The sequence below is a fragment of the Prosthecobacter sp. Pr1 genome (assembly GCF_057652315.1).
The window spans coordinates 43514-60433 of record NZ_JBYFBS010000016.1 but is presented as its reverse complement, the minus strand read 5'-3'; the positions used below and the strand labels follow the sequence as shown (position 1 = coordinate 60433).

General features: G+C 58.8%; 16 protein-coding genes. 2 read left to right on the top strand and 14 right to left on the bottom strand.

The window, feature by feature from the left end; translation table 11 throughout:
- Positions 1-55: 55 nt before the first annotated feature.
- The 6 genes from AC24GY_RS21795 to AC24GY_RS21770 all read right to left on the bottom strand — a co-directional run bounded on the left by AC24GY_RS21795 (position 56) and on the right by AC24GY_RS21770 (position 3314).
- Positions 56-1411 carry a toll/interleukin-1 receptor domain-containing protein gene (locus tag AC24GY_RS21795; RefSeq protein ID WP_487687175.1) on the bottom strand — a complete coding sequence of 452 codons (1356 nt, stop codon included), beginning with the start codon at positions 1409-1411 and terminating at the stop codon, positions 56-58.
- Entirely contained in the window at positions 1408-1560 is a 153-nt protein-coding gene (locus AC24GY_RS21790) for a hypothetical protein (protein ID WP_487687174.1), read from the bottom strand. The genes AC24GY_RS21795 and AC24GY_RS21790 overlap by 4 nt, the downstream gene beginning before the upstream one ends.
- 84 nt (positions 1561-1644) lie before the next feature.
- A complete protein-coding gene (locus AC24GY_RS21785) occupies positions 1645-2073 on the bottom strand; it encodes a TA system VapC family ribonuclease toxin (RefSeq protein WP_487687171.1) in 429 nt (142 codons plus the stop codon).
- A complete protein-coding gene (locus tag AC24GY_RS21780) occupies positions 2070-2312 on the bottom strand; it encodes a hypothetical protein (RefSeq protein WP_487687169.1) in 243 nt (80 codons plus the stop codon). Before AC24GY_RS21780 ends, AC24GY_RS21785 begins: the two co-directional genes overlap by 4 nt.
- A 148-nt stretch (positions 2313-2460) precedes the next feature.
- On the bottom strand, positions 2461-2754 hold the full coding sequence (locus AC24GY_RS21775; RefSeq protein WP_487687166.1) for a sensor histidine kinase: 294 nt from the start codon (positions 2752-2754) through the stop codon (positions 2461-2463).
- A 224-nt stretch (positions 2755-2978) separates the two neighbouring features.
- On the bottom strand, positions 2979-3314 hold the full coding sequence (locus AC24GY_RS21770; RefSeq protein ID WP_487687164.1) for a histidine kinase: 336 nt from the start codon (positions 3312-3314) through the stop codon (positions 2979-2981).
- Positions 3315-3722: 408 nt separating this feature from the next.
- Here AC24GY_RS21770 and AC24GY_RS21765 point away from each other — a divergent pair, with 408 nt between their 5' ends.
- Positions 3723-4889 carry an alpha/beta hydrolase gene (locus tag AC24GY_RS21765; protein WP_487687161.1) on the top strand — a complete coding sequence of 389 codons (1167 nt, stop codon included), beginning with the start codon at positions 3723-3725 and terminating at the stop codon, positions 4887-4889.
- A gap of 12 nt (positions 4890-4901) precedes the next feature.
- Here AC24GY_RS21765 and AC24GY_RS21760 read toward each other — a convergent pair whose 3' ends face one another.
- From AC24GY_RS21760 to AC24GY_RS21730, 7 genes are all read right to left on the bottom strand, one after another.
- Positions 4902-6896, bottom strand: coding sequence for a tetratricopeptide repeat protein (locus tag AC24GY_RS21760; RefSeq protein ID WP_487687159.1), 1995 nt, complete (start codon positions 6894-6896; stop codon positions 4902-4904).
- Between the two features lie 627 nt (positions 6897-7523).
- The gene (locus AC24GY_RS21755) at positions 7524-8201 is read right to left on the bottom strand and encodes a response regulator transcription factor (protein ID WP_395731451.1); all 678 of its coding nucleotides are present in this window, start codon (positions 8199-8201) and stop codon (positions 7524-7526) included.
- Entirely contained in the window at positions 8188-9306 is a 1119-nt protein-coding gene (locus AC24GY_RS21750; RefSeq protein WP_487687156.1) for a sensor histidine kinase, read from the bottom strand. The genes AC24GY_RS21755 and AC24GY_RS21750 overlap by 14 nt, the downstream gene beginning before the upstream one ends.
- Positions 9303-9755, bottom strand: coding sequence for a sugar 3,4-ketoisomerase (locus AC24GY_RS21745; RefSeq protein ID WP_422315310.1), 453 nt, complete (start codon positions 9753-9755; stop codon positions 9303-9305). Before AC24GY_RS21745 ends, AC24GY_RS21750 begins: the two co-directional genes overlap by 4 nt.
- Complete coding sequence (locus AC24GY_RS21740) at positions 9752-10711, bottom strand: glycosyltransferase family 2 protein (RefSeq protein WP_487687151.1); 960 nt, start codon at positions 10709-10711, stop codon at positions 9752-9754. The genes AC24GY_RS21745 and AC24GY_RS21740 overlap by 4 nt, the downstream gene beginning before the upstream one ends.
- Complete coding sequence (locus tag AC24GY_RS21735; RefSeq protein WP_422315306.1) at positions 10698-11477, bottom strand: class I SAM-dependent methyltransferase; 780 nt, start codon at positions 11475-11477, stop codon at positions 10698-10700. Before AC24GY_RS21735 ends, AC24GY_RS21740 begins: the two co-directional genes overlap by 14 nt.
- Positions 11464-12594 carry a DegT/DnrJ/EryC1/StrS family aminotransferase gene (locus tag AC24GY_RS21730; RefSeq protein ID WP_487687149.1) on the bottom strand — a complete coding sequence of 377 codons (1131 nt, stop codon included), beginning with the start codon at positions 12592-12594 and terminating at the stop codon, positions 11464-11466. Before AC24GY_RS21730 ends, AC24GY_RS21735 begins: the two co-directional genes overlap by 14 nt.
- Positions 12595-13072: 478 nt before the next feature.
- On the opposite strand from AC24GY_RS21730, the gene AC24GY_RS21725 reads away from it, so the two are divergent.
- Positions 13073-15346 (top strand): beta strand repeat-containing protein, encoded by a 2274-nt coding sequence (locus tag AC24GY_RS21725; protein ID WP_487687147.1) that lies wholly within the window; start codon positions 13073-13075, stop codon positions 15344-15346.
- A 264-nt stretch (positions 15347-15610) separates the two neighbouring features.
- Here AC24GY_RS21725 and AC24GY_RS21720 read toward each other — a convergent pair whose 3' ends face one another.
- Entirely contained in the window at positions 15611-16915 is a 1305-nt protein-coding gene (locus AC24GY_RS21720) for a DUF58 domain-containing protein (protein ID WP_487687144.1), read from the bottom strand.
- Positions 16916-16920: the final 5 nt, after the last annotated feature.

Here is a 16920-nt window from a genome sequence, read left to right as displayed (position 1 = left end):
TTTGCCTCGGCGCGTCGGCCCCTTCTGGTCCATCCGCGTCGACACCGGAGAAGCCTCAAAACAGGCTTCTCTTCCTGCTTTTCTTCCCGGCAGATTTGGCAGAAATCACCCTCAATTCCATGAGGTTCGAGACGAGGCCCTCAATCTCAAGACTGGAAATAAGTCGCACATCACTGGTCTCGATTCTGAGTGAGTGACGAGACGCATGAATAGGGGCGTCATTATTCCGTGAGAGACTCAAACTGATGTTATTGAGGCATATCAACCGTCCGTCACTCCCCATGCTTAGTTCGGAATCATGAATTTTTGCGGCGAGAACTTCCGTCCTCATCTCGACACCAACATCATTCGCCAGATGGATGGTCGTTTTCATGGGGCCGGAGGGATTCGATTTGGCGATCCACAAATCAGCAATCGAAACCGCCAGATCAAAATTTAACGGTGAGATGATAAGTTCGCAGCTTCTTGGGCCAGTCTCTAGTCGCAAACGCTCTTTTCGGCCGGCCTCAATATGTTGTTCGAGGCGTTTGTTGTATGCTCTGATTTCCTTGAGTGACTTGAACTCGCCATCGGCATCCCGTCCGGCATCCATCCATTCAAATTCTGATATTTCATGAATCCTTACCCCTTTTGCTTTCAACAATGCGTCAGTGAGATCAATGGGGTTACCCATATCCAGACGACCCAATGCGCGAATCAAGTAGTGGTAAGTGGGGTCTTCGACCTGTAACCGTACCCCGGTTGAACACCGACAATCCCAAGACCGTGAAGAATGGTCTATTGTATCTCTGGACGCCTGACTGTTGGGAACATTTAGTTCTGAACACACCTGTGAAAAACACTCCATGCTGTTCGCTGGTCCTTGGACCTGAACAAGCACTGACTCAACGAGCTGGTCCAACGGGACTCGAAGGCTGACCTGCCCAAGTTCTCTGGCTTTGAATATTTGCTCAAACTCAGCCTTCACTACTACTTCCCTTAGCTTCGCCCCAAGGCGAACGTTGATTCCCTGAATAAGAAGAGAAATGTCCTTCGCTGAGTGCAAGTTCCTATTTTGGAGCAGATTGAAAGGACTCGGCAACTTGGCTTTTTCGCATCCTGGAAGGCAGTAGATGTTCGCTGAATCCAGCTTATGAAGACCATATCCAGCCTCGAAATACGTCCATCCTGATTCCAACGCTTTTGGCGAGATAAATACAAGCATTAGGGTCATGCGGTCCAATGCGGCTTTAACTTCTTCCGGCCAAATGGTCCCATGTGGAATGCTCTCGTCGTCAGATGAGAGGAAAAACTCGACCAAACCACCTGCACGTTCATCCAGGAGACGCTTCAGAGCCACCAGTTCCCGTCTGTTGCTGGAAGAATGGCTTAGAAACACAGTTGGTTTCTTTGGAGGGGTATGCTTTTTCACAGACGGCAGTGCAAGAGGATGTTGATGCATCCAACGGGACGAGCCTTCACAAGCTCCAGCGCGTCACGCACCAGACGCTCCAACTGCAATGCCGTGGCGTCATCGAGTTGTTGAAGGGTTTGATCAATTTCCAAAGCAAGGCTGCTCATACTGGGAGGATAATCTTCCTCAAGCCCTCCGCATCCTCAAAACATTAATTCACTTGGAAGTGCCTTAAGCTGAAAGTTTCGGCATCAAACAACAACGAGGTGCTGAGCGGTCGCACCCAAGATGGCCAGGATTTTGATGCCTGCGTCTAACGTGGCCAGACAACCTGAGTGGTGAACGGCCAGCGCGAGCAGATAGTTGTCGGTCAGGTGCTTGGAATTCGGCATCAGGCTGTGGTCGAACCTTGTAACATCGGTCAAACGAATGTCATCCGGCCAGAAATGATGATCAACAGCCTGAGTGGCTCTGTGCAGACGGCCTGAAATGTCCTCAACAGTCAGTCGGCCCGGATAAGATGACTGCGACATGATGCGGATGCAGGCATTCTCCGTGAGCGGGCAAGTGGCCCAACCAACACTGCGATTGGCGGACAGCCATGCATGCGCTTTTTGATGATGTTCATGCGCTGCGTCGAAGAGCGCGATCAGCATGTTCGCATCGAGCAAGGCGATCATGCTGCTTCCGACTCCTCCATCAACTGCTGCACCAACGCGGAGGACACTATACGGCCATTCGCAGGAACGACTTCAAACCCATTAGAGCCGGTCTGTGTCGTTTTATTGAGTCCCGCGCCGGAGTTCGGGACACCACAGACCAAATCCAGCGCTTTGGAAACAAGCCTTTCCAACTCAGACGCTTTTGCGGCATCGAGCTTTTGGAGGGCTTGGTCAATTCGAAGGGCCAATGTGCTCATGATAAGTCAAAGCATAATCAAAAGATGCATCTTCGCACCTGCAAAGTTGTCATCGCTCGCAGCCTTGAAACGCCTTCCAGCCCCACCATGCCCTCGCTGATCGCGATGGTAAAATCCTCCGCTTATGCAGGCGCTATCTCCAAAAACCTCATCCTCCGACAGACTGAGCAGGCAGCCTCAACCGGCAGTAAACACAAGTGCCCCCCGTGCTCTTGGGCGTGATCTCAAAGCTGGCCCCCACGCTCTGCGCACGGTAGCGCATCGTGCGCAGGCCCATGCCAGCTCCCATGAGCGACTTGTCTGCTGCCATGCCCACGCCGTCATCCTCCAGCCGCAGTTCCAGCACATCGCCCCGCCGGGTCAACGCGATGACGATTTCACGGGCTCGGCCATGCCGCACCGCATTGGCCACCGCTTCCTGGGCGATGCGATAGAGATGCATGGCCACCTTCGGGCTGTCGATCTGGATCTCGCCGCTCTTCTGAATGTGACGATGGAGATACCGGTCAGCCTGCTGGTGTTGGCCGCCAGCTCTTTCAAAGCGACGGAGAAACCGGAGTCGTCCACATGCACCGGGAAAATCCCACGGGCGAGATCTCGCGCATCCGCCACCGCCTGCTGCACGGACTCCACCACCAGGGCGGCATCCTGCGCCGTTGGCGACTGCTACGAGTGCAGATCTTCTGCCAGCGCATGCACGGCGCAGCCAATGGCTGCCAGCTGCTGGCAGAGGCCGTCGTGCAGATCCTGGCCGATGCGCTGCTGCTCATGTTCACTGACCTTGATGATGTCCAGCTCAAGCTGTCGGCGCTCCTCCAGCATCCGTATGTAGGCCGCGTCAGCGTCCTGCTTGCTGTGCACAGCATTCACCGCAAACACCAGCACGCAGAAGTAGAACTCCCGGCTGATCATGGCCCAGGCATAGCCCATCTGGGTCGTATAGGGATTGGAGTGCCTGTTGGCCACCCACCACACGCCGCCGGACACAATGGCCACAGCCATTCCCCCGCTGACGCCTGACCACCAGACGGCCAGAATAATGGGAACCGCATAAAAGATAAATCAGCTGATCTCCCAGCTGGTGGCGTGATCCACCCAGCCAAGAAGCACCGTCAGCAGCATAGGCGCTGACAGTGGGCCCCAGAGAGGGCTGGCGCGCATTCTGACGGTGATGCCTCCCAACCGCGTTTTTGCACCCGCCGGCAAGGACCAGCCATCGGTGCTATTCGCAGCACTTCCATTCATGAGATGAAATGGGGCTGATTCAGCATGGGATCAGAAAGGCGCATTCCGAGAACTTTGCCAAGAATCAAATCCCTCATTGTTCAGACAAAAAGTCTGGAATCCAAGCATGCAGCCGCAGGCAAAAAGAACTCGTTGTCATCTTCTGTCAGCAGCCTTGCATGCGGCATGTCATTGCCGCTCGTCCTCCTGAAAGCCTTTGCGCTCATGCTGGCACTTGTCCTGGCCCCCTTGGCGGTTTTCGGCCTCTGCTGCATGCACACCTGGCAGGGCAGGCTTCTCAGCACCGCCATCGGCCTGCTGGCAGTCAGCCCCCTGCTCTATTGGATCGGTGATGAACGCGGCTCCGTAATGCAGCTGCGGTTGGGAAAAATTTCGTCTCTCGTGGCATGCGTCGGCATAGCGGTCGCACTCTGGCAGACTCCCGATGCGCACACCTCAGAGACGGCACGGATTCACTCGCGCTTCTCCGACGGCAGCTGGAATTATGACTGCAGTTCCATCGGCTCCCTCCTGCCAGAAATCGATCAGATCCATCTCGGCTATACTGTGGCGGTGGCCTTAGATCCCTTCTTCACCCGTCAACAGCGCAGTGAACTCTCTGCGATGACGGACACCCTTTATGCTGAGATCAGCACGGATCCAGACTTCACCGCCGTCGGCTCTGCTCTGCCGTCCATCTATCGCGAGATCAGCTTCAGGGATTTCCGTGACGGCCATTACTTCCACTACATACCGGCTGGCATCGACCGCAGCAAACCAACGCCCGCCCTGGTCTTCCTGCATGGCAGCGGCGGCAACTTCAAAGCCTACACCTGGCTGCTTTCCAAGATCGCCGATGAACTCGGCATCACCGTCATCGCCCCCACCTTCGGCATGGGAAATTGGGAAAAGCGCGGAGGCTACGAGGCCATCACACGCGCTATCGCCGATGCCGGAAAGCATGCAGCCGTAGACCCCGATCAGATCCACCTCATGGGCCTCTCCAATGGCGGCAAAGGCTTGTGTCTGGCCGAATCCACCAACGGGCCGAAGTTCCGCTCCCTGATTTTTCTCTCAGCCGTGCTCCACAATCGCATCAAGCCGGCTGACCTCGCCGCACGTCTGCAACCGCGCCGCGTCCTGATACTCTCAGGCGGCAGCGATGACCGCGTGCCCTGGGAGTATGTCTCCGGTTATGCGGAAAAGCTGAAGGCAGGCGGACTTGAGGTCACCTCACGCCGCTTTGACGGTGAAGATCATTTCCTGTTTTTCCACCAGCGCGCCGAGGTCATCAATGTCGTAGCCGCGTGGATTGCCGCCGAATCGACGGCACGCATTCCGCCATCACGTTGAATTCCCTCTGCCTCAACGCGGCCTGCCCTTCTCAACCACCGCGATCTGAGCCGCTTCAATGAGTTTCTGAAGTTGGGGATCCCCCGGCTGCACCTGTGCGGCAGCTTGATAATGATCAAGAGCCCGGTGTGGCAGGCCGGTTTGAAAATACACCAGCCCCAATGCCTTGTGCGCCTGCGGATCATTGGGCATGGCTCGCAGGATGTCCCGGAAGACGGCCACAGCTTCATCATACCTTCCCACCCCGGCGAGGCTGAGGCCCAGGGTGAATGCCACCGGCGGCTTGGTGGTGGCGGTTTTGTCGATGTTGATGAGCTGCATCGTGGTGTCGAGCGCCTCCTTCGGGCGGTTGAGCCTGAGCAATGAGTTGGAAAGATTGAGCAGTCCGTTTTGAAAGCGCGGTTCGACTTTCAGCGCCTCACGGAAGCACTGCACCGCCTTTTCATTCTTCCCGGCGTCGGAATAGGCCGCGCCCAGATTTCCCCAGGTGCGGTACTTGCCCGGACTCTTCGCCACGGTGTCCTCCCAGAGGCTTTCCCGCGTCCGCCAGACATTGTTGCGAAAGCAGGTTTTCCATGAAAGCGCCCCGACACAGAGGAGGGTGAACACCGGGATCCCCACCCGCAGCATCCGTGCGCGAAGGCCGCTGCTGCTGCTGCGCAGCCAGTCCAGCAAGCATGCCACCAGAATAAAAATGCCAATCGATGGCAGGTAGGAACGATGCTCCGCCACGAAGTCCGGCAGGGGCGTCAGCGCCGAAGACACGGAGATCGTGATGAAAAACCATCCCACACAGGCAAAAACCAAAACAAACCGCACATCCCCCCGGAACCGGCGGAACAAGCCCCATGCTGTCAGCACCATCCCGCTCAGCACGGCCAGGGCCAGCAGCACCGGCCCCTGCAAGAGCGAGCCATAGAGCGGCCACTCAGGATCGAGATTCATCCCCTTGGGCCAGAACATCTGCCGCAAGTAATGGGTCATGACCGTCAGTTCGGTCACAAAGTAGTGCCAGTGACTCACCGGTTCATCCCGTGAATTGACGATGTTCATGGCGGCATCGAAACTAAAGCCGCCGTGCTGCGCCGCCGCCGTCATGAAAACCAGCACTGGAATGAGCGGCATGCATAGCAGCAGCGGAAGCCCCCTGAATGCAGCCGCCCGCAGCCGCGTGCCGAGCACCAGCCAGTCCAGCAGCACGGCCAGCAAAGGGATCATGAAGGCATCTTCCTTCGTCTGCATGGCCAGCAGCACCGCCACCACCGCGCCTCCACGTAGCAGCCACCTGCCCCACCGGGACTGCACCGAGCATGAGGCAAAATACAGACACAAACTCAGGAGCGAAAAAAGCACCACCAGCGAGGTAAAACGCTGAACGATGTACGTCACTGATTCCGTGGCCAGCGGATGGACCGCAAACAGCAGGGCCGCTGTCGCAGAAATAAACAGCACGGAACCTCGCTGCAAACTGGCGGCCAGCGTCGAACGACGGAGCAGCACCGTCACCAGCGCATAGAGCAGGATCGCATTCACTGCGTGAATCGCCACATTCGCCAGTCGGTACCAGTGCGGGTTGAATTCATCCAAACTGTAGTTCAGGCGAAAACTCGCATAGGCGACCGGGCGCATGACAGCATTGACGGCATAATCAGGGTCAGACCCAATTTTAAAGGGCCGTTTCACAAACTCGTTGAAGTCCTTCAAATGATCAAAGGTGTTTCCTCCACGAAAGAACGGATTGTCTATGAGATAGGTATGGTCGTCAAACGCCATGGGGAAATCGGCCGTCCAGACGTAAAGGCTGGCACATAGACCCATCAGCAAAGCCGCCATGGCTGCGTGGACCCAAAACCCGGAAGCAGGTGGTCTCTGCACTGGCTCTGAAAGACCTTTCTGAGATGCGACGTTGATCGCATCCAGAGATGCGGCGTTGATCACTTGAGTATTCGTGACGGCGCGAGTCACGGCTTTACCGCTGGGATGTTTGCTGCGTCTGTGTTTTGACATGGCTTTGATCAGGTGATTTTTAACTGATGAAAGTTTGCCCTGAACCGGCATTCACCAGCAAAAGACATGCCGTGTCGCGTTGACTGCCACGGAGGCTAAAGCAAATACCAAACCATAAGACCGCTCACGAAAGTTTGGTCATCCCCGAAACGAGCTGGCAGGCATTGAGAACCAATGTTAAAACCTCTCGCTGCGCCAGCATTGCAAAGGATTCAGCTTAGGAACGGCACAACCGCAAGGGGACAAGTGATGTCGGCCGCTCACACTCCATGGCGGAGCCCTGCGGGGCGTTTTCGAACGTCCGCTGTGGAATGACCAGCTCCCTCCGAGCACGCAGATGAACTCGCTCGCCCCCCCTTTTGTGCACCATCTTGAGAGTCAAGCTTGGCACCTTATAATTAAACTAAACCCTAGGCTAACAGCCTACCTAAAACCAAAATTCGATACAATCTTCAGAGATTTTTTGAATTCTTTGACGAAAACCTTTATCCTGACTCAGGCTGGCGTAAAGCACAGCCCGGCCAACACACCTCCACTTCCTATCCATTGCGGAGAGGCAGTCGTACCTCAGCTTGGAATTTCGGGATTTAATCCAGCATGCACGGTCTTGACTGGGTGCCAGTGAGCTCAGGCACCATGGTCGCGAACCCATTGTCCCGCACGCAAATACAGCTCAGCGGCACTGCGCAGCTGAAGCTTTTCTTTGATGCGCGCACGGTAAGTTTCGACCGTCGATTCACCCAGATTGAGGGTCTGGGCGATCTCGCGCGTGCTCTTGCCGCGGCCAAGCATTTGAAACACCTCCAGCTCGCGGTCCGCCAGCGTTTCCATCCCGGCCAGTTCCGAGTTGCTGCGCTTCTGCGTCATTCGCTCCAGCAGCTTGGCCGTCATCTGCCGGCTCGCATACACGTCCCCTTTCATGACACAGCGGATGGCCTCGATCACTTCCGTGGAGGCTTCGTTTTTGGTGATGTAGCCCTTGGCTCCGGCACGCAGGGCGCGCTCGGCGTACAGCTCCTCATCATGCATCGAAAGCACCAGCACATTGATGTCCAGCCCCTGCGCCTTGATGTCCTTGAGCAGCTCCAGGCCGCTGGAGCCATGCAGGGTGATGTCCACAATGGCGATGTCGGGCTTGGTCTCCAGGATCAGCCGCATGGCATCTCGAATGTTGTCTGCTTCACCGCAGATGGACATGCCCAGATCACGGTCGATCAGCTGCCCCAGATGTTCGCGGAACATGGGATGGTCTTCGACAAGGAGCACCTTGCAGCTGTTCGCTGCTTTCAATTCAGTTTTCTTCATGGTCATAGAGATGTTTGAGTTGTTTGAGATCTTTCAGCTGCACACGGCAGCACACCATGGTTCCACCTTGGCTTCGCGGCTCCACGGCCAGCACAGCCCGCAGCGCCTGCGCACGGTAGTGCATCGTCCGCAGCCCCATTCCATCGCTGCGCGCGCGTGAGGACTGGGGCATGCCTTTGCCATTGTCTTCCACCCGCAGTTCCAGCATTTCGTCCTCGAGCTTCATCGCCACCTGAATCTCCGTCGCACCACTGTGCTTGACCGCGTTCGCCACAGCTTCCTGGGCGATGCGGTAGAGATGCATCGAAACCTCCGGGGCATCCAGCGGCACATCCACGCAGTCGTTGACCACGATCGGAATGCCCGTGAGACGACTCATCATTTTCCCCAGATCCGCCAGCGCCGCCGCCAGCCCGCTGCGGTCCACATGCACCGGAAAGATGCCACGTGCGAGATTGCGCGCCTCCATCACCACCTGCTGCAGCGATCCCTCGATCAAGCTGGCGTCATGCGCAGCTTGAATGCCCTGCGCCTGCAGGTCCTCCGCCAGCACCCGCGCCGCACAGCCGATCGCCGCCAGCTGCTGGCAGATCCCGTCATGCAGATCCTGGCCGATGCGCTGCTGCTCATGTTCGCTCACACTGACGATGTCTTTTTCAAGCTGCCGCCGTTCCTCCAGCATCTGGATCCGCGCCTCGTCAGCCTCCTGTTTGTTGCGCAGCGCAGTCACGGCAAATACCACCACGCACAGATAGACCAGCCGGTTGACCAGAGCCCAGGCATAGCCCAGCTGGGTCTCATAAGGATTCGTGTTCATGTTTGCCATCCACCACACCACGCCTGACAGCACCGCAATGAACAGCCCCGCCCTGGTTCCCGCCCACCACACCGCCAGAAAAATCGGGATGCCGTAAAAGACAAACAACGTCAATTCAAAACCGGTGATGTAGTCCAGCCAGCCGATGCCCAGCGTGACTATCATCATCACCGCAATCGTGAGCCAGACGGACTGGTTGCGCATCGCATTCGTGGTGCCGCCCCACCAGCGCGACAGCCTCGTCTCCATGACCGGCTCACACGCCGCTATGATGGTGCTGGCATTCATGGCTTCGTTTTCCATCCTTTCACCATATTCGTAAACTCACGATAATCACGAATGTAATCCTCCGCCTCATACGGGCGCGAAGCCAGCACCATCAGCACCGAATCCGCTGAATGCAGATGCTCCTGCGCCCACACCATGGGCGGCACCAGCACGCCAAAGGTGGGACGATTCAGGCAGAACTCCTCGCGGTTTTCTCCATCATCCACACTGAGGTGGCACTCGCCATGCACGCAGACGAGGAACTGCTCGCACAAACGGTGGGCGTGCTCTCCGCGCGTGCTCAGCGAAGGGATGCCGTAGGTGAGAAAGATGCGCTGCGTGTCAAAGGGCAGGTCATGGCTGAATTCCAGCGCCGTGAGATTGCCCCGCACGTGGTCCACCACATGGCGCATCTCAAACAGACGCACACCGCGCACGGAGCAGTTTTCAATGGTGGTTTCGTGGATCATGCGGACGGTGGTTTCACGTGGATTGTTAAAGTACGCACAAGGCTTTGCGGCTTGCCGGAAACGGTCAGAAACGCACGCCCGACATACTCGCCTATGATTCCTAGCATCAGCAGCTGCGCACCACTGAAAACGGCCAGCGCCCCCATCAGCGACCCCCAGCCCAGCTGCCGCGGCCCCACAAAAACGGTTTCGAGCACCACAACCGCCAGAATTACCCCCCCCAGCGCACATAGCAGCACCCCCAGCACACTGGCGATGCGCAGCGGCATGACGCTGAAATCAAACAGCAGACTCAGCGCCAGCCGGATCAGCTTGCGCAGCGTGTAACCGCTCCGCCCCTCCTGACGCTCCACATGCTCCACCTCCAGCGTCGCGATGCGGTTGGTCGCGCCCAGGATCAATCCATCCACATAAGGATAAGGACCGCGATACGCCACGATCCTCCCCACCAGCTCATGACGCAGCGCCCGAAAGCTTGAGAGGTAAAGATCCTGCGGCTTGCCTAGCAGAAACGTGGCGCAGCAGTTCGCCAGCCAGCTGGCCACATTGCGTGCCCAGTGATGCTTCTTTTTCGCATAGCGCGAATAGACCACCTCGGCGCCTGACTCACGCAGGTGACGCACCAGTTTGACCGCTTCACTGGGGGGATTTTGCAGGTCATCATCCAGGTTCACCACGAAGTCCCCGCTGGCATGGCGGTAGCCTTCCAGCACGGCGGCATGCTCGCCAAAATTGCGCGCCAGCTCCACCACTCTCACGGCCGCAGGAAAATCCACCACCGCCTGCCGGGCCGCCATCGCGGTGCCATCCGTGCTGCCGTCGTCCACCAGCACCAGTTCCCAGGTTTCCGGCAGCGACAAGGCGCGGAAAGCGTCCAGCAACGGGCGCAGGCCCTCGCCTGTGTTGTAAAGCGGCACCACAAAGCTCAGTTCTGGAGCCGTCTCAGTTGATTCCATGCGGCAGCCCTCCGGTTGATCGTTTCGTTTTCCGCGCGACCGCAAAGACGGAGGAGCCAAACGGCACGCGCAGTTCCCGGCACAGTCCGGCGTCCAGTTTGCCCACGCCTGCCAGCAGCGAGTTCATCCAGCGCGGCGTGAGCTTCAGATCCGACTCACCCGCAGCCGCCGGCTCTTTTTTCAGGCGGCTCAGGTGCCTCCACGCCAGCAGCGGCAAAAACAGCCAGGCATTCCAGTAATGGATTGTTTCCACGGTAAAGCTCGCATGCTCCAGCAGCGCCCGCACTTGGCATGCACCATAGCGCCTGGCACCGCTGACCGCCACATCGTGGGATCCCCGCAGACCTTCAAACGCAGGCAGGTTCAGCACCAGCAGGCCACCCGGACGCAGCACACGGCCCATTTCCTCCAATGCCCGCTTTTCGATCACCCCGGAATGATACAGCACATCCAGGCTGAGCACGGCATCAAAGGCTGCATCCGCATGCGGGAGCGCCTCCACCGAACCCAGCAGCACCGTGCTCAGACCTCGCTGCTGGCAGTGCCGTACCGCCTCTTCCGCAGCATCCACACCCGCCACATTCAGATCACAAATCCGTCCCTGTAAAAACCCCAGCATCCCCCCCGTGCCGCATCCGGCATCCAGCAGCCGGCCACGTGGCGGAAGTCGCCCTGCCAGGGCATGCAGCACCTGGCTGCGCAGCACCGCATACCACCAGTGGCGGTCCTCCACCGCCCGCATGAGATCGTATTCAGGCGCCCTCATGTTCAAACCTTTCCATGGCTTTCAAGACGGCACCCACAGCATCCTCGGACAAGTAAGGATGCATGGGCAGTGACAGCACCGCAGCAGCAGCCCGGTCAGACTCCAGCAGCAGTTCGTTGCCGCTGCCAAAAGCACGCTGCCGGTGCAAGGGTACGGGATAAAGCGCCGCCACAGGAATCCCGGCTCGTTGCAGGTGCAGCATCAGCGCATCCCGCCGTTCAGACCGCACCACGTACTGGTGGTAGGCATGCTCACACCCGCCCCGCACCATCGGTGCAGTCACCACCCGGCTTCCCACCAGCCGGGCATCGTATTCCGCCGCCAGCCTTCTCCTTTGCAGAATGCTCTCATCCAAAGCACCCAGTTTCACCCGCAGCACCGCCGCCTGCAGTTCATCCAGCCGGCTGTTCACCCCGGCTTGCTCGCTGACGTAGCGCTCCTTCCAGCCGTACTGCCGGATCACGCGCAAACGCTCCGCCAGTTCGGTGTCATTCGTCGCCACCGCACCGGCATCTCCCAGAGCCGCAAGATTCTTCGTCGGGTAAAAGCTGAACGCCGCCACTTTGCCCAGCGTTCCGACCGGCCGCCCGTGCCACATCGCACCGTGCGCCTGCGCACAGTCCTCCAGCAGCTCAATGCCATGCTCATCCGCCACACGTCGCAGACTTTCCCAGTCGGCCGGATGTCCGTACAAATGCACCACCACCGCCGCCTTCACTCCACGCCCACGGGGTGAAGTGAGCAGCGCATCCAAAGCTTCAGGACAAAGCGTGAACGTGCCCGGCACAATGTCGACAAACTCAGGTGCCGCCCCGCTGCGCGCCACCCCCGACGCCACCGCTGAGGGGGCAAAGGATGGCACCGCCACCTTGCTCCCGGCTCCGATCCCCAGCGCTCGCAAAATCAGCTCAATCGCATCCGTCCCGCTTGCCACGCCCACGACCTGGCTGAGCCCCAAATAAGTCGCAAATTCAGTTTCAAACGCATCCACCTCGGCGCCCAAAATATAGCTTCCACTCGCACAAACACGCTGCATCGCCCGGGTCAGGGCCACCTCATGTCGGCGCTGATCTGCCTGCGGATACGGCAAGGACCAGTGGTTGATTGAACTTGGCATGCCCTCACCTTCATCCATGACAAATTTGTCGCAAATAACGCCACACATAGCGGTAAGCGCCACATGATGTAAAGCACTGATTTAGAGAAGCCCGCCCGCCTTCACGTCCAGTGAATCATCTGCGCCGCCCCGAACTCTGATTTAGCTCGGTGTCCTGACACTTGTTTTCCATCGCGACGAAATCAGCAACAAAAGCCGCCATTCACATGCTCAGCAGGAGCTTCCCCCCTTCTGCTAGACGTCTTAAATAGCAGCACGTGTGCACAAAATGCGGAGGGGCAACCGAGCCATCCCCCGCTCTCAAACAACCGCCGTTTCCTCATTCGGTCTGCCAGCTCCTCCTGTCATCAACACATGATGATAAGCCAGCACTTCTGATGAAAGATTTTGTGACCATTCCCTTTTGGCCGGAGCCTCTTTTTCAAGGCAGGTGAAGGGGATGATAAAACCCTCATTTTGGAACGCTGTTGCAGCGGCTTTGACATTTTTCTGCCTGACAGCCAGCCATGCTGTCGGCGCGACTTATCTGAGCACAGGCTCAGGTGCCTGGAACGCAAGCGGCACTTGGCAGAGTAATGCCAACCCCAAGACCGCCACCACGGACAGCGTGACGATCCAGACAGGAAACACCGTCAACTATGCAGGATCCAATGTGGGAACAACCTTGTCCGCAGGCGGCAGCACAAACGACTTCAGCGTGGCCAACGGCAACATGGTCACCATCGACGGTGGCTATCTCACTCAGACCACCGGCGGCTGGGTCCGCATTGGCAACAAAAGCGCCGGCACCTTGGATATTAAAAGCGGCGGGGGTTACCTCAACGGCCCGCTGCAGGTCGGCACCGAAACAGCCGACGGCGCAGGCGTGATCAACGTTGGCGATGGCGTGGGCGCTGCTGGCACTGCGCTGCTGATTTTGAATACCTTGATCGATGGCACCACCGCCACCAGCACCAATGTGGAGGTCAATCTCGGCAACACCGCCGGCGCTTACGGCATCATCAACATTCAGTCAGACGGCCTCATGGAAGGAGACACGACCGGGCCCATCCGCATCGGCAGATATGGTGCCGCCACCGGGCCCACCACCCAGAGCGCCCTCAATGTGTATGCAGGTGGCCAGCTCAAAGTGCATGATGCCTTGGAGGTCGGTTCCCTTGCCGGCTCCATCGGACTGCTGAACCTGAGCGGCACAGGTGCCAAGGTGACGCGGGAGATCGGCCAGTTCACCGTGGGCTACACGGGCAAAGGTACGGTCATCGTGGAAAATGGCGCCACATTCGAGAGCCTCAACGGCACCAGAGCTGACATCTTCTTCGCAAGAAACGCGGGCAGCGAAGGCACGCTCATCATTCGCGACAACGGCACATTCATCCGCAACACCGGGGGCTCAGTAGGCGATTTTAATCTCGGCTATGTCGGCACCGGCACCATGACCGTGCAAAGTGGCGGCCAGTTTACCAACAACTCCAGCAACTTTGACTGGATCGGCACCAAGAACGGCAGCAACGGCTCCGCTTACATCAATACCGGCGGCGTTTACTACTCCAAGAGTGCCTCCGTCGTCGTGGGCAGCGAGGCAGGCGCAACGGGGCTCCTCCAGGTGAATGGTGGCCAGTTCGCCATGGCAGGCGGCACCCTGCAAATCGGCCTCGTAGGAAAAGGAACGTTGCAGCAAATCTCAGGCACCACCAGCGTGGTCAAAATCGTCATGTCCGGCAAAGGCGGCGAGTCATACTTCGACATGCAGCTTGGCACCCTGTCCACCAGCAGCACCTTCTACATCGGTGGAGACACGACGGATACGGGCACAGGCACTGCCAAAGCCACTCAAAGCGGCGGCACCGTCAACGTCGGCGGCACGATGTCCGTCGGTGCATCCACCACTCACACAGGCAGCTACGCCATGACGGGGGGCACGCTCAATTTCACCGCTGCCGCCGCCGATGTCACCGTGGGAGAACGCGGCAACGGCAGCATGGTCATCGGTGCGGGTGCCACCTTCAGCGTGCAGCAGACCACCGGACAGTTCTACGTGGGCCGCGAGAATGGCTCCACCGGATCGCTCATGGTGGACGGCACCATGACAAAGACCGGCACCACCGCCATCCGCGTGGGTCAGGGTAATGCAAGTGGCGTGAACAACACCACCGGCTCAGGCTTGATCGGTGGCACAGGAACCATCACCGCTGCCGCAGGCATCATCGTCGGCAACAACGGCACGATCACCGGCGGCACAACGACCAGCGTGGGCGCCTTGAACATTCAGGGAGATCTCAGCCTGATCTCCAGCGTAGGCTCCAGCACGCACAGCACTCTCTTCGTCAATTTCGACAGCTCCACCACCCTGCAGGCAGACCGCCTCACCATCACGGGCAATTTCAGTCTGGGAAATGCCACCATCGCCGGCACGTGGGCCGCAGGCAGCGCCACCGGCGTGGACAGCCGCTATTGGATCGTGGTCAATTCAGGTGGCAACGCCATCCAAGGAGATGCCAGCTTTGCCAACATGACACTGACTTCCACCAACGACTGGGCCGCGATTTACACAGGCATGGGCGCAGATGGTTTTGTGACCATCGACGGCCAGGACTTCGCCATGTTCTACAGTGCCAACTTCTCCACCGGCGCCCTCACAGGCGGGCACGACCTCATGCTCTCCGCGATGGCCCCTGAACCATCTCGCGCCTTCCTCTCCCTGCTCGGCCTCTCTTCCCTGCTGCTCAAGCGCCGCCGCCAGAGGCTTTTGTAGCCTTACTGACACATAACGTCGCGCGCACACGAAGCTGATCCCCTCTCCCCACCGATAGTAGGGCAACGCCCAAGACGCACTTGGGGGAGAGGTAAGGGTGAGGGGCCATCCCATGCTTGCGAAGGGCATCCGTCATCCCCTCATCCCACCCCTCTCCCCGAAGAAAATAATTCTTCGTCTTCGCTTCTCAGTGGCAGGGAGAGGGAGAACCGCTTTCGCTCCCTGAATTGATCGGAAACAAAATGACTTAACACGTTCTACTCCTCACAGCAGCCCGCCCGCCTTCACATCCAGATACTTGTTCGCCAGCGCCACTGGCAGCATCTGCGCCGACTCATCCACCGTCAGCACCCGGCGCGCACGCAGCGACTCCAGCAGCTGCCGGCGCTCGCCAAAGTAATGTGTCAGAGCCCCGTATTGCAGCGCGTCATGCAGATGCTCAATGGGAGCCGCAGCACGCTGTTCCAGTTCCTGCTCACGCAGGGTGGCCGTCAGCACCAGATGCCGCTTCTGCATCGCACCGACAGCCGCCGCCAGTGTAGCACCATCCTCGCTGCGCAAATTGGTCAACATGATCACCAGAGCGCGTCGCTTCTGCAGTGTCATCACACGTTCCGCCGCTTCGATGAAATCACTGGGCTCGCTGCTGGCTTCATAATTATACAGATGGTTGAGCAGCTTCGGCATGCTGTGCGCACCCTTGACCGGTGGCAGCCAGCGCTGCACCCCGCCAAAGCCCACCACCCCCACTTCATCCCCCTGCCGCAACGCAATGAAGGCGATGAGCAGCATCGCATTCAGACAGTGGTCAAACTGGCTCAGCCCACCGTCCAGCGCTCGCATGCGCCGGCCGCAGTCCGGCACCAGCAGGATCGTCTGGTTGCGCGTCTCCTCGTAGTCACGGCTCACCAGCATGAAGCGGCGCGACGTCGCCTTCCAGTCGATGCGTGAAAGCACATCGCCATCTTGATAGTCGCGCAGCTGGTGGAAATCCAGCGAGGCACCCATGCGCTTCCGCTTGATGATGCCCATCTGCTCCACGCGGTTCGCCATCGCCAGCAGGGCAAAGCGCACCACCGGCTCATAGTTTGGATAGGCGCGCGTCTGGCTCTCGCCCGCGATGAAGTGAAGCCTCCGCCACAGGCCAAAGGCCGAATCCACCAGCACATGCGCCGCTGTGAACGCATGCTGCCCCCGGCGCACAAAGCGCGCCTCATACGAGATCGCCGCAAACTCACCCGGTGGGATGCTCACGCGATACGCCAGCCCTTCCGCCTCCGCCGCCGTCGGAATGCCGTCGAACACCTCCAGCCTCAGCGTGCGCCGGGTCGCATGCGTCACCGTCAGCGTCACCGCAGATCCCACCCCCAGAGCAAAGCGTCCCGGCAGCGAGCGCTGGCCGGTAATACGCCCGCGCCGCGGCAGCGTACAGGCATCCACCACCAGTGCCAGCAGCAGCAATCCGCCCCCGATTTGCCAGAGAATGATGCCCCCCTCCCAAACACACGCCACCACCGCCAGGACGAACCAGGCGATGAGAAGTCGGAGCAGCAGGGCGGTCGGGCGCATGAAAA